The following is a 13512-nucleotide window of genomic DNA, read 5'->3' as shown; positions in this document are numbered from 1 at the left end:
CCGCGCGGCCTCAGCCCTGGGGCAGGAAGCCGTCCACCGACAGGTAGCGCTCGCCGGTGTCGTAGTTGAAGCCCAGCACGCGTGCGTTCGCGGGCAGCTCGGGCAGCTTCTGCGCGATGGCCGCCAGCGTCGCGCCGCTGGAGATGCCCACCAGCAGCCCTTCCTCGCGGGCGCAGCGGCGCGCGTACTCACGCGCCGCCTCGGCCTCGACCTGGATGACGCCGTCCAGCAGCGCCGTGTCCAGCACCGCCGGGATGAAGCCCGCGCCGATGCCCTGGATGGGGTGCGGGCTGGGCTGGCCGCCGCTGATGACGGGCGACGCCGTCGGCTCCACCGCGTAGACCTTCAGCTGCGGCCACGCGCGTTTGAGCACCTGCGCGCAGCCGGTGATGTGGCCGCCGGTGCCGACGCCCGTGATGAGCGCGTCCAGGCCTTCGGGGAAGTCGGCGAGGATCTCCTGCGCCGTCGTCTTCACGTGCACGGCCGGGTTGGCGGCGTTCTCGAACTGCTGCGGCATCCACGAGCCGGGGTGCGTCTCCAGCAGCTCGCGGGCACGGGCGATGGCGCCCTTCATGCCCTTCTCGCGCGGCGTCAGGTCGAAGCTCGCGCCATAGGCCAGCATCAGCCGGCGGCGCTCGATGCTCATGCTGTCGGGCATGACGAGGATGAGCTTGTAGCCCTTGACGGCGGCCACCATCGCCAGGCCCACGCCGGTGTTGCCCGAGGTGGGCTCGATGATGGTGCCGCCGGGCTGCAGCAGCCCGCGCGCCTCGGCGTCCTCGACCATGGACAGCGCGATGCGGTCCTTGATCGAGCCGCCGGGGTTGCTGCGCTCCGACTTGACCCACACCTCGGCGCCGCCGAACAGGCGTTGCAGGCGGATGTGGGGCGTGTTGCCGATGGTGTCGAGGACGCTTTGGGCCTTCATGGGGCGCTCCTGGGGATGCGGGGATAATCGCTAGTGTGAAGCAAGCCAGACCGCCGCTGGGGCAAGCATGGAAACATGGCCCTGGAGGAAGGTCCGGACTGCACAGAGCGGCGTAGCAGCTAACGGCTGCCCGGCGAAAGCCGAGGATCAGAGCAACAGAGACGAGTCAAGGCAGGCCCCCGTCATGAGGTGGTCTATGCGGCGCCAGCGCAAGCTGGTGTGGGGTGAGGCGAAAGCCTCGCACCATCGCGCGCAAGCGCGAACCGCGTAGCACCCAAGGCGGGCCAAGGGCCCGCCTTGGGTGAAACGGGCAATCTCTACGCGCAGCAACACCAAGTAGGCCAGCGTTGATGCGGCTCGCAGAGCTGGCGGGTAGGTGGCACCGAGCCGGGCAGCGATGTCCGGCCCAGAGGAATGGCGGTCACGCCGTCCGAACCGCAAGGGGAGGGCGGTGCACAGAATCCGGCCTATCGGCTTGCTTCACACTTTTCTTTCTTTCGTCAGTCCGGCGGGTGCGTCGATAGACTGCAGCCTTTGCCTTCGACGCTGACCGATGAATCCTGATGCCAGCCGCCTGTGGCGCGCGCCCCGATGGGCCTTGTCCGTGCTGCTGGCCTGCCTGGCCATGGTGGGGCCGTTCTCCATCGACACCTACCTGCCGGCGTTCTCCGGCATCGCCGCGGCCCTGAACGCGACGCCGGTGGAGATGCAGCAGACGCTCTCGGCCTACCTGCTGGGTTTCGCGTTCATGAACCTGTTCCACGGCGCGCTGTCGGACTGCTTCGGACGCCGGCCGGTCGTGCTGATCGGCCTCTCGGTCTTCACGCTCGCCAGCCTGGGCTGCGCCGTGGCGGGGTCCATCGGCCAGCTGGTGTTCTGGCGCACGGTGCAGGGCATGTCGGCGGGCGCGGGCATCGTCGTGTCGCGGGCCATCATCCGCGACATGTTCCCGCCGGCGGACGCGCAGCGCGTCATGTCGCAGGTGACGCTGTTCTTCGGCGTCGCGCCGGCCATCGCGCCGATCGTGGGCGGCTTCCTGTTCGTGCATGCCGACTGGCACTCCATCTTCTGGTTCCTGACCTTCGTCGGCGCGGCGCTGTTCGTGTCGAACTGGCGGCTGCTGCCGGAGACGCTGCACCCGGGGCTGGTCCAGCCCTTCCACGTCCGTGCACTGATGCGCGAGTACTGGCGGCTGTGCACCAGCAAGCGCTTCATGATGCTGGTGCTGGCCAGCGGCATCCCGTTCAACGGCATGTTCCTGTACGTGCTGGCCACGCCGGTGTTCCTGGGCGAGCACCTGCAGTTCGCGCCGACGCAGTTCTTCTGGTTCTTCCTGTGCACCATCGGCGGCATCATGGCCGGCGCCGCCGTCAGCGGCCGGCTGGCCGGCAGGATGTCGCCGCAGCGCCAGATCATGCGGGGCTTTCGCATCATGGTGGCGGTGTCCGTCGTCAACATCGCGCTCAACCTGTTCCTGCCACTGAGCGCGTTCTGGGCGCTGCCGCTGATCGGCCTGTTCTCCTTCGGTTGGGCCATGATGGTGCCGGTCGTGACGTTGCTGGTGCTGGACCAGGTGCCCGAGCGGCGCGGCATGGCGTCGTCGCTGCAGGCCTGCATCGGCTCGGCGGCCAACGGCCTGGTGGCCGGCGTGTTGGTGCCGCTGGTCATGCATTCCACCGTCGCGCTGGCGCTCACGTCCGGCGCGCTGATGATGGTGGGCCTGGTGGCCTGGTACGGCGTGCGCCGCTCCATCGCGGCTCAAGCCTGACGCGGCGGCGCCGAAATCACCGGGATGAAGACGAAGCGCTGGCTGATCACTGCGCTGCTGGCTGCGCTCGCGGCTGCGCAGGCGCAGGAACCCGTGGACGTGCTGCGCCAGCGGCTGGCGGAGCGCCTGTCCACGCCGGGTGAAGGCGGCGCGGCGACCAAGGGCAAGCCAGCGGCCAAGGCGGCGCCCAAACCGGCCAACGCGGCCAAGGCGGATGGGGCCAAGGCCGTGGCCGTGCCTTGGGGCTACACGGGCGACATCGGCCCCGACCGCTGGGCCGAACTGGCGCCGCAGAACAAGCTCTGCGCCGTCGGCACGCGCCAGAGCCCCATCGACATCCGCGACACGCTCGCCGTCGACCAGGAGCCGATCGCCTTCGACTACCGCGCCAGCGCCTTCTCGGTGCTGGACAACGGCCACACCATCCAGGTCAACGTCGCACCCGGCAATGGCCTGACGGTCATGGGCCGGCGCTACGAGCTCGTGGAGTTCCATTTCCACCGGCCCGGTGAAGAGCGCATCAACGGCCATCAGTTCGAGATGGCGGTGCACCTGACGCACAAGGATGCCCAGGGCCGCCTGGCCACGGTCGCCGTGCTGCTGGAGCGTGGGCGCGACGACAAGCCGCATCCCTTCATCCAGACCGTCTGGGCCAACCTGCCGCTGGAAAAAGGCGAGGCGCTGCAGGCGCAGGCACAGCTGGACCTGAACCAGTTGCTGCCCGCCGAGCGCGGCTACTACACCTACATGGGTTCGCTGACCGAGCCGCCCTGCACCGAGGGCGTGCTGTGGCTGGTCATGCGCCAGCCTGTGGCGCTGTCGGGTCAGCAGATCGGCGTCTTTGCGCGGCTCTACCCGATGAACGCGCGGCCGCTGCAGGCGGGCTCGGGCCGGCTCATCAAGGAGTCGCTGGGCGCCGCCCCTTGACGGTGGTGCGCTCGCCCGACAGCCACTCGTAGAGCGTCGAGAACAGCTGCTCGGCGACGACCGGCTTGGCGACGTGGTCGTCCATGCCGGCGTCCAGGCAGCGTTGGCGCTCCTCGTCGAAGGCGTTGGCCGTCATCGCCAGGATGGGCAGTGTGGCGCCCTCGGGCAGAAGCCGGATGGCGCGGGTGGCGTCCAGCCCGTCCATGACCGGCATCTGCACGTCCATCAGCACCAGCGCGTAGTCGCCGGTCCTGGCCATCTCGATGGCCTGCAGGCCGTCGGCCGCCACGTCCACCGCCAGCCCTGCGCTGCCGATCAGCGCCACGGCGACCTCCTGGTTCACCGGGTTGTCCTCGGCCAGCAGCAGCCGGCGCGGATGGGCCTGCACCAGGGCGGCCAGGCGCTCGCGGGCCGAGTGCGGGCGGGACGGCATCGCGGGCAGGGCGGGGGCCGCGGCGGTGGTACCGACCTCGAGCGTGAACCAGAACGTGCTGCCGCGCCCCAGGTCGCTGTCGACGCCGACCTGGCCGCCCATCAGCTCGGCCAGCCGCCGGCAGATCGCCAGGCCCAGGCCGGTGCCGCCGTAGCGGCGCGTCGTGGAGCTGTCGGCCTGCTCGAAGTCGCGGAACAGGCGCGCCTGGGCCTGCGGGGCGATGCCGATGCCGCTGTCCTGCACCTCGAAGCGCAGCGTCAGCCGCGGGCCGGCATCGGCGCCAGCCAGGCGCGCGGCCAGCCGCACGAAGCCGTTCTCGGTGAACTTGACCGCGTTGCCTGCGAAGTTCAGCAGCACCTCGGCAATGCGCTGCGGGTCGCCGATGAGCGGGCGGCCGCGCAGCGCCGGCACGATGTCGGTTTCCACGCGCAGCCGCTTGGCGGCGGCGGACTGCGTCGTCATGTTGGCGATGTTGTCCAGCACCTGGTCGACGGTGAACTCGCGCAGCTCCAGTTGCACCTTGCCGGCCTCGATCTTGGAGAAGTCCAGCACGTTGTTGATGACGCTGAGCAGATGCTCTGCGGCGTTCGCCACCTTCTGCAGCCGCTGCTGCTGATCGGGCTCGATGGTGTCGCTCTGGGCCAGGTAGGTCAGGCCGATGATGGCATTCATCGGCGTGCGGATCTCATGGCTCATGTTGGCCAGGAAGGCGCTCTTGGCCAGGCTCGCCGCCTGCGCGGCCTCGGTGGCCTCGGCCAGCGCGGCCGTGCGGGCCGCCACCAGCTCTTCCAGGTGGTGGCGGTAGCGCTCCAGCTCCAGCGCGTCGCGGCGCTGGCGCGAGATGTCGGTCAGGAAGCCGTGCCACAGCACGCTGCCATCCGCCTCGCGCTGCGCGATGGCATTGCCGTACAGCCAGCGCTCGCTGCCATCGGCCTGCGGCGTGCGGAACTCCTGCTGCCAGGGGCTCAAGGAACGCGCGGAGGCCAGCAGGCTCTCGCGCACGGCGATGCGGTCGTCGGGATGGATGCGCTCGAACCATGGTGCGGCGCTGCGCGTCAGCTCGGCGCTGCCGAGCAGGAAGTACTCGCGCACGGCCTCGCTGACGTAGGCGAAGCTGAACTCGCCGTTCACCGCCAGCCGCAGCTGGTAGACGACGCCGGGCACCGTCTCGGCCATGCCGCGCAGCCGTTCGATCAGCGCGCGCTGCGCGTCGAACTGCTGCTGCAGCGCGTCGCGCATGTGCTCCAGGTGGCCGCCCAGCAGGCCGATCTCGTCCTGGCGCGTGTGTTCGAGCTGGGCGTTGAAGCGGCCCTCGGCGAGGTCGTTGGCAAAGCCGCCCAGCTCGCGCAGCGGGCGGAACAGGCGCGAGTTCAGCAGCCACAGCACCAGCGCCAGCGACGCCAGCAACTGGCCGCCCACCGTGGCGCCGTAAAGCCAGCGCTGGCGCATCACGGCCGTCGTGCTGATGTGGTCGTCGATCTCGATCTGGATGTGGCCGATGCGCGTGGTGCCGCGCAGGATGTCACGCTCGCCGGTCAGCGTCTGGCCCAGGCGCCGCTCGGGCAGGTGGTTCTCGATGAAGGGCAGGCCCTGCGATGCATCGCTGACGCTGACGCGCACCACCTCGGGCGACTTGACGATGGCCGACACGACTTCACGCGCGGCCACGGCGTCCAGGTTCCACAGCAGCTCGGGCAGGCTGCTGGCCAGCACGTCGAGCTTGGCATCGAGGTCGCGCTGCAGTGCCTGCTCGGCCACCTTGGATTCGCGCAGCCCGATGAACAGGCCGCCGACGATGAGGGCCGGCAGCAGCAGGCCGATGCTGGCACCCAGCGCGAGCGCGGCAAACAGCGAGGAGGAGGGCTTGCGGCTCAAGATGGCGTCATGCTGCCACAGCGAGTGGCAGCGAAAAACAAGAGCGCCACGGCGCGGGGGCGGCGTGGCGCGCTACTGCGGGCATCGGGAGTCAGACCTTGCCCAGGAGTTGGGGCTTCAGCGACGAATCGACGGGCTTGTCGCCGAGCCAGATCTTCAGCACGGCGTTGTAGAAGCCGAGGTCCTTCAGCGGCTCGCCGATGGGCTTGCCGTTGAGCGTCATCACCGTGCCGGTATCGGGCACCCAGTCCACGTTGATGACGTCGCCCTTCTTGGCCGACGGGATGTTGACGAAGGCCTCGCCGAACTGGGCGAGCTGGTTGACGAACTTGGAGCGCTCGGCCTTGTCGGTGTTGGCCGTGATGCCCGCCATGAAGGCCTGGCCCAGCTCGTCACCGGTCACCTCGCGCAGCAGGCCCAGGCTGAAGCGGCGCGGGCCGGCGCTCTCGAACACGCCGGCCGGCGTGTCCTTCTTCTCCGGCAGGTACAGCACCAGCGCGTAGACCTTGATGATGACGCGCGTGCGGATGCCCGCACCGTTGACCTTGAGTTCCTTGCCGGCCACCTTGGCGGTGTCGTCGAACTTCAGGCCGCCGACGTCGATGGCCTGCGCCGTACCCAGGCCGAGGGCGAGGGCGAAGCCGGCGATGCAGCGGATGGCGATGTGCGTCTTCATGGAGTCTCCTGTTTTGGGGGCGTGTCAGCGCGCCGTTTCGAGCTTGAAGAGGCTGACGACTTCTTCGAGGCCATGGGCCTGGGCGCGCAGCGAGTCGGCCGCGGCCGCAGCCTCCTCGACCAGGGCGGCGTTCTGCTGCGTGCTCTTGTCCATGTCATGGATGGTATGCGTGACACGCTCGATGCCGGCGCTCTGCTCGGCGCTGGCGTGCGTGATCTCGCCCATGATGTCCGTCATCCGTTGCACGCTCGCCACCACGCCCTGCATGGTCTCGCCGGCCTGGGCCACGAGCTGGCTGCCCTGCGCCACCTTCTCGACCGAATCGGCGATGAGGCGCTTGATCTCCTTGGCCGCGTCGGCGCTGCGGCCGGCCAGGCTGCGGACCTCGCCGGCCACGACCGCGAAGCCGCGGCCCTGCTCGCCCGCACGCGCCGCCTCGACCGCGGCGTTCAGCGCCAGGATGTTGGTCTGGAAGGCGATGCCGTCGATGACGCTGATGATGTCGACGATCTTCTTGGACGACGCGTCGATGCCGCCCATGGTCGTCACCACCTTGGCGACCACCGCGCCGCCTTCGCCGGCGACGGCCGATGCCGCCTGGGCGAGCTGGTTGGCCTGCTGGGCGTTCTGCGCGTTCTGCTGCACCGCATCGGTCAGCACCTTCATGGCCGACAGCGTCTGCTCCAGCGACGCGGCCTGCGCCTCGGTGCGCACCGACAGGTCCAGGTTGCCGCTGGCGATCTCGCTGGAGGCCGAGGAGATGGATTCGGTACCCTCGCGCACGCGGCCCACGATGCCCTTCAGGCTCTCGTTCATGTCGTGCAGCGCCTGCAGCAGCTCGCCGGTCTCGTCATGGCTGCGAACGGCGATCTCGCTGGTCAGGTTGCCGGAGGCCACCTTGCGCGCGACGGCGACGGCACCGCGCAGCGGCACGACGATGCCGCGCGTGATCAGCAGCCCGGTCAGCACGCTGGCCGCGATGGCCGCGACGGCCAGTCCCAGCAGCAGCAGGGCGGTCTTGCCGGCCACGCGGTTGGAGTTCTGGCCCGCCGCCTCCATGGCGGTGTTGCGGGCTTCGACGAGCTTGTCCAACGCGGACAGGTACTTGACCTGCGCGGCGCGCACCGAGAACTGGAACTTCAGCGGCGCGCCTTCCGTGTCGCCGGAGGCCACGGTCTTCACGAACGAGGCCTGCGCAGGCAGGAACCGGGCGCGAGCCTCTTCGACGGCCTTGAGCTGCTCCTGGCTGGCCTCGTCGGTCAGCAGCGGCTTCAGCTCGGCCATGGTCCTCTCGTGCGAGGCCATCAGGCTGGCGACGGTGTCCAGTTCCTTCTTGATCTGCTCCTCGCCCGTCATGATGAGCGTGGTCATCATGCTGCGCGTCGCGTCGCCCAGTTCGGCCTTGGCCCGGTTGGCGAGCGCCACGGCCTTGTAGTCGGTGCTGATGAGCCGGCCGATCTCGCCGTTGAGCGTCTGCACGCCGAAGTAGCCCAGGGCTGCCATGGCCATCAGGCAGGCAATCACGACGGCGAAGCCGGCGAGCAGGCGCTGGCCGATGCGCATATGGGACAAGAACGTCATGTGGCAGCCTTGTTGTGGTGGTGCGAAGCACCCCCCTTCGGGTTCTTGAATGCCGGCGGGTGTCGATGGAACGGCCTGAAATTTCAGCAGAATTCATGCGCACGAGCGATTCTTGGCGGCCACGGAACCGGCGGTGGCGTGACTTGTGCGGCAAATCGTGCGCTGCTTGCCCGATGGCGTCGTGCGTGCGCGCCGGGCGGTATGACTTCAATCTATGGGCCAGGGCTGTTTGTCGATGGCATTGGCCGGAGGCTGGCCGTACGCTGCGGCGCCTTCACTTTTCGTCGCCAGAACGATGCATTCCTCCCTCAGATGCCTGCCCGGGCTGCTGGCGGCCATCGCCATCAGCGGTTGCCAGGTCAACCCGCCGACGCCGCCCGCGGCTGCGCCTTTCGTGGCTGCCGCGCCCGCCCAGGAGGCGCGGTTCGCCGCGGCCTTCCAGGAGGTCGATGCCTGGGTCGCCCGGCAGGCCTTCCCCGGCGCCGTGCTGGCGGTGGGCGTCGGTGGCCGGCTGGTGGCACTGAAAAGCTTCGGCCGGCTGGACGCGTCGCCCGACGCGCCGGCCATGCCCGTCGATGCCGTCTTCGACGTGGCCTCGCTGACCAAGGTGGCTGCGACGACGACGGCCGTCGCGCTGCTGGTCGACCAGGGCCTGCTGAAGCTGGACGAGCCCGTCGTGCGCTACCTGCCCGAGTTCGCCGGGCCGGCCGGGCATGCCGACATCACCGTGCGCCACCTGCTGTCTCACAGCTCGGGCCTGCCGTCGCCGATGCTGCTGTGGAAACATGCGCGCAGCCGCGCCGAGCTGCTGACGCTGGTGCATGCGCTGCCCGTCGAGCGGCCTGCGGGCACGCACGACGTCTACCGCGACGAGAACTTCATCCTGCTGGGCGAGATCGTCGAGCGCGTGTCCGGCCAGCCGCTGGACCGCTTCCTCGCCGAGCGCGCCTTCGGGCCGCTGGGCATGCGCGACACCGGCTTCAACCCGGCCGCGGCGCTGCTGCCGCGCATCCCGGCGACGGAGCAGGACACGCAGTACCGCCACCGCCTCGTGCGCGGCACCGTCCACGACGAGAGCGCCGACCTGATGGGCGGCGTGGCCGGCCATGCCGGGCTGTTCTCCACCGCGGCCGACCTGTCGCGGCTGGCGCAGCTTTATCTCGACGGCGGCCGCATGCCGGGCGGCCGGCTGCTGACGGCGCAGACGGTGGACACGTTCATGGCCCGCCAGGACCTGCCGCCCGGCAGCTCGCGCGCGCTGGGCTGGGACACGCCGCAGGGCAACGCCAGCCCGTTTGCCGGCCCGCTGGCGTCGCCGGACGCCGTCATGCACACCGGCTTCACCGGCACGTCGCTCTACATCGACCGCTCGCGCCGGGCCTTCGTCGTGCTGCTGACCAACCGCGTGAATCCGTCGCGCGAGAACCGCCAGATCGTCCCGGCGCGCATCGCCATCCACACGGCAGTGCTGCAGGCGCTGGACGCAGGCGCCGCGCGCTGAGCATCCCGGTTCGGCGCCGGGCCGGCGCCGCGAGACCTGCCCGCCGGCCTTGCTCCTTTTCCGAATATCGATCTACGTGTAACCCCGCATGTGCCAAATGGTTCTCAATTGGTACGCTCCAATTGCGTTCCAAAAGCGCCACATTGCGCCAACCGACGCCCCATGAAAACCCTTAACGACGACGAACTGATGGCTGCCCTGAGCCGCGAGCTGACGCCCGATGCGTCCAGCGCGGGGCCGTTGTATTTCCGGCTCGCCGCCCGGCTGCGCGAGCTGATCCAGCAGGGCCAGCTCGCCACCAGCCGCAGCCTGCCGCCCGAGCGCGAGCTGGCGCAGCGCCTGGGCGTGTCGCGCCAGACCATCCGGCGCGTCGTCGACGAACTGGCCGGCGAGGGCGTGCTGACCGTGCGCCAGGGCAGCGGCACCTTCATCGCCGGCCGCATGGTCGAGCCGCTGACCGAGCTGGCCAGCTTCTCCGACGACATGCGCCGCCGCGGCATGGCACCCGGCTCGCTGTGGCTGGAGCGCAAGGTCGTCGCGCCGTCGCCGCAGGAGGCGTTCACGCTGGGCCTGTCGCTGACCGACCGCGTCGTGCGGGCGCTGCGCGTGCGCACGGCCGACGACGAGCGCATCGCCGTGGAGCTGGCCGTCGTCGGCGCCGACCTGGTGGGCGGCACGGCCGACTTCGGCACCTCGCTGTACGACGCCATCCGCCGCCACGGCCGCCCGCCTGAGCGCGCGCTGCAGCGCGTGCGCGCCGCCATCGCCGATGCGCGCATCGCCGAGCTGCTGCACATCGCCGTCGGCGCGCCGGTGCTGGAGACCGAGCGCCATTCCTACAGCGCCGACGGCCGCCCCGTCGAATGGACGCGTTCCACCTACCGCGGCGACCGCTACGACTACGTCGTCGAGATGCGCATCGGCGCCCCTGACACCTGACCCCTCGGCCCCGCCGAGCCCCACGAGGAGAGATCGATGAAAGCCCCCACCCTGCACGCCGTCGCCACGGCCGTGGCCCTGCTGTCGCTGCATGCCGCCGTCTCGGCGCAACAGGCCGCCGACGAGAACAAGGACGGCAAGCAGCAGCTCGAAGCCGTCGTCGTGACCGGAATCCGCGCGTCACTCGAAAAGTCGATGACGGCCAAGCGCAATGCCAACACCAACGTCGAGGTGATCTCGGCCGAGGACGTGGGCAAGATGCCGGACAAGAACATCGCCGACGCGATCTCGCGCGTGTCCGGCGTCAACGTGCAGTACGGCGGCGCCAACGCGATGGACGAGGCCGAGCGCGTCGCCATCCGCGGCACGGCCCCCAGCCTCAACCTCGTGACGATCAACGGCCACGCCGTGTCCGCGGGCGACTGGCACGTGGGCGACCAGTCGGCCGGCAACGCCGTGTCCAGCCGCAGCGTGGGCTTCGGCCTGCTGCCGTCGCAACTGATCGGCCAGACGCTGGTCTACAAGAACCAGCGCGCCGACCTGACCGAAGGCGGCCTGGCCGGCAGCGTGGACGTGCTGATGCGCAAGCCGCTGGACATGAAGGTGGGCCTGAGCGGCGAGGCGGCGCTGGGCGCCGTCTACAGCGACCTGCCCGGCAAGACCGACCCGCAGGCCAGCGTGCTGCTGTCGTGGAAGTCGCCGGACAAGCGCTTCGGCGTCATCGCCCAGGCGTTCAAGGAAGACCGCTCGCTGCGCCGCGACGGCCAGGAGACCTTCAGCTACACGGCCCTCACCAGCGCGCAGGCGCTGTCGCTGGCCGGTGGCAATGCCACCACGGCCGCCGGCCTGGTCGGCAAGCGCCTGCCCAACCAGTTCAACACGACGATGTTCGAGGGTGAGCGCAAGCGCACCGGCGGCTTCCTGGCGTTGCAGTGGCGCCCGACCGACCAGCTGGACCTGTCGCTGAGCGGCTTCAGCTCCGAGCTGAAGGCCATCAACTACAACAGCTCCGGCTTCCTGACGCTGAACAACCTGATGGCCGGCGGCTGGCAGCTCAGCAACGCCGTCATCGACGGCGACGTCATCACCGGCGGCAAGCTGACGCGCCCCACCGGCTCGACGACCAACGCGCTGGGCCTGGAGTACGACCACTTCCTGCGCGACGGCGCGCGCTCCACGTCCAGGTTCTACGACGTGGACGTGAAGTACACGCCCACGCAGAACCTGACGCTGACGGGCCGCATCGGCACCACCGAAGGCGGCGGCTACACCTCGCGCCAGCCCAACATCGTGCTGGCCGTCGTGAACCCGAACGTGGCGTGGCAGATGAACACGACGCGCCCCACCGACTGGAGCATCAGCGACGCCAGCGGCAAGGCCATCGACCTGTCCAACATCGCCAACTACCAGTTGATGAACGCCAACCTGCCGGCGATCACGTCGCTGGACAAGGAGAACTACGTCCATGCCGACGGCGAACTCAAGCTCGGCGACGGCCTGTTCAGCAGCCTGAAGTTCGGCCTGCGCAGCGCCGTGCACAAGCGCGACGTGGACGTCATCACCAGCCGCTGGACGCTGCAGGACGCCCCCGGCGCGACGGCGCCGTTCACGACCGCCATCACCGGCGGCGCGCTGATCAACCAGGCGGCCTACCCGATGTCGCTGCCCAACCCGGCCACCGCGCTGCCGTCGGACTACGCCAGCGGCCTGGACGGCACCTTCCCACGCAACCTGTTGCGCTTCGACCAGAGCCAGCTCGCCGCGTTCGCCGACAAGTACCAGTACTGGGACCCCGTCGGCGGCAAGCAGTGGAACAGCGGCTACGGCCTGAAGGAGACCAGCAACGCGCTGTACGCCATGACCGAGTTCGACGCCGACAAGCTGTCCGGCAACGTCGGCCTGCGCGCGGTGCAGACCCAGGTGGACACCACCTCGTACACGCAGCTGCCCGGCAACATCTGCGCGGCGCTGGCGCCCTGCACGGTCAACGGCGCCATCGTCGGCTCGCGCTTCGGCACCTTCGTGCCGGCCACCACCAGCACCAAGCACACGGCCTGGCTGCCCAGCCTGAACCTGCGCTGGGATGTCGACAGCAAGCTGGTCGCGCGCGCCTCCGTGAGCCGCTCGCTGGGCCGCCCGAACTACAACGAACTGGCCGGCGCGCTGACCATCAACAGCAACACGCTGATCGCCAGCATGGGCAACCCGCTGCTCAAGCCCATCACGGCCAACAACGGCGACCTGTCGCTGGCCTGGTACTTCGCGCCGCGCGCATCGCTGAGCGGCAGCCTGTTCACGCAGCGCCTGAGCAACTACGTCAAGCCCGTCACCGAGGTCGCGACGCTGGAAGACCCGTCGGCCCCCGGCACGATGCGCCAGTACACGCTGACCAAGCGCATCGGCCTGAACGCACGGCTGAACGGTGCCGAGGTGGCGCTGGAGATGCCGGTCGGCCAGGGCTTTGGCTTCTCGACCAACGCGACCTACGTCAGCTCGCGTGACGCCGACGGCCAGCCCATGCTGGGCAGCTCCAAGTGGACGTACAACCTCGTCGGCTTCTACGAGAACGACAAGTTCAACGCCCGCCTGGCCTGGAACTGGCGCGACGACTACGCCTACACCGTCATCGGCGACGGCTCCGGCGTCACCAAGCAGGACCTGAAGGGCAACTACCTCATCAACGGCCTGCACTACTTCAAGGGCTATGGTTCGCTGGCGCTGTCGCTGGGCTACAAGTTCACCGAGCAGGTCAGCGTGACCTTCGACGCCAACAACCTCAACAACCCGGTGCGCCACACCTACATGCTGACCGAGAACGCGCCGTCCAACTGGTACGAGAGCGGCCGCCAGTACTACGTCAACGTGCGCATGAAGTTCTGACACC

General features: G+C 69.5%; 9 protein-coding genes and 1 other RNA gene. 6 read left to right on the top strand and 4 right to left on the bottom strand.

Translation table 11 applies throughout. From position 1 onward, the window contains the following. Window positions 1-10: 10 nt before the first annotated feature. Complete coding sequence (cysK, locus tag ACO07H_RS20730) at window positions 11-928, bottom strand: cysteine synthase A (protein WP_422017667.1); 918 nt, start codon at window positions 926-928, stop codon at window positions 11-13. Window positions 929-965: 37 nt separating this feature from the next. Here cysK and rnpB point away from each other — a divergent pair. The 3 genes from rnpB to ACO07H_RS20715 all read left to right on the top strand — a co-directional run bounded on the left by rnpB (window position 966) and on the right by ACO07H_RS20715 (window position 3623). Then, an RNA gene (gene rnpB, locus ACO07H_RS20725) (RNase P RNA component class A) lies at window positions 966-1414 on the top strand. 67 nt (window positions 1415-1481) lie between these two features. Beyond that, complete coding sequence (locus ACO07H_RS20720; RefSeq protein ID WP_422017665.1) at window positions 1482-2696, top strand: multidrug effflux MFS transporter; 1215 nt, start codon at window positions 1482-1484, stop codon at window positions 2694-2696. A 24-nt stretch (window positions 2697-2720) separates the two neighbouring features. Next, window positions 2721-3623 (top strand): carbonic anhydrase, encoded by a 903-nt coding sequence (locus ACO07H_RS20715; RefSeq protein WP_422017663.1) that lies wholly within the window; start codon window positions 2721-2723, stop codon window positions 3621-3623. On the opposite strand, the gene ACO07H_RS20710 is transcribed toward ACO07H_RS20715, so the two are convergent. From ACO07H_RS20710 to ACO07H_RS20700, 3 genes are all read right to left on the bottom strand, one after another. Then, the gene (locus ACO07H_RS20710; protein WP_422017661.1) at window positions 3595-5931 is read right to left on the bottom strand and encodes an ATP-binding protein; all 2337 of its coding nucleotides are present in this window, start codon (window positions 5929-5931) and stop codon (window positions 3595-3597) included. The two genes, ACO07H_RS20715 and ACO07H_RS20710, sit on opposite strands and share 29 nt — an antisense overlap. Before the next feature lie 91 nt (window positions 5932-6022). Beyond that, window positions 6023-6607 (bottom strand): chalcone isomerase family protein, encoded by a 585-nt coding sequence (locus ACO07H_RS20705; RefSeq protein ID WP_422017659.1) that lies wholly within the window; start codon window positions 6605-6607, stop codon window positions 6023-6025. 24 nt (window positions 6608-6631) lie between these two features. After that, a complete protein-coding gene (locus ACO07H_RS20700; protein WP_422017657.1) occupies window positions 6632-8188 on the bottom strand; it encodes a methyl-accepting chemotaxis protein in 1557 nt (518 codons plus the stop codon). A 295-nt stretch (window positions 8189-8483) separates the two neighbouring features. Here ACO07H_RS20700 and ACO07H_RS20695 point away from each other — a divergent pair, with 295 nt between their 5' ends. The 3 genes from ACO07H_RS20695 to ACO07H_RS20685 all read left to right on the top strand — a co-directional run bounded on the left by ACO07H_RS20695 (window position 8484) and on the right by ACO07H_RS20685 (window position 13508). Further along, entirely contained in the window at window positions 8484-9689 is a 1206-nt protein-coding gene (locus tag ACO07H_RS20695; protein ID WP_422017655.1) for a serine hydrolase domain-containing protein, read from the top strand. Between the two features lie 162 nt (window positions 9690-9851). After that, window positions 9852-10628 (top strand): GntR family transcriptional regulator, encoded by a 777-nt coding sequence (locus tag ACO07H_RS20690; protein WP_422017653.1) that lies wholly within the window; start codon window positions 9852-9854, stop codon window positions 10626-10628. A 36-nt stretch (window positions 10629-10664) separates the two neighbouring features. Beyond that, window positions 10665-13508, top strand: coding sequence for a TonB-dependent receptor (locus ACO07H_RS20685; RefSeq protein WP_422017651.1), 2844 nt, complete (start codon window positions 10665-10667; stop codon window positions 13506-13508). Window positions 13509-13512: the final 4 nt, after the last annotated feature.

Origin of the sequence: Roseateles sp., from assembly GCF_965229315.1 — a bacterium.
Taxonomy (GTDB): Bacteria; Pseudomonadota; Gammaproteobacteria; order Burkholderiales; family Burkholderiaceae_C; genus Pelomonas.
Note: the sequence above shows the minus strand (reverse complement) of the source record. Positions and strands in the feature narration are given on the sequence as shown.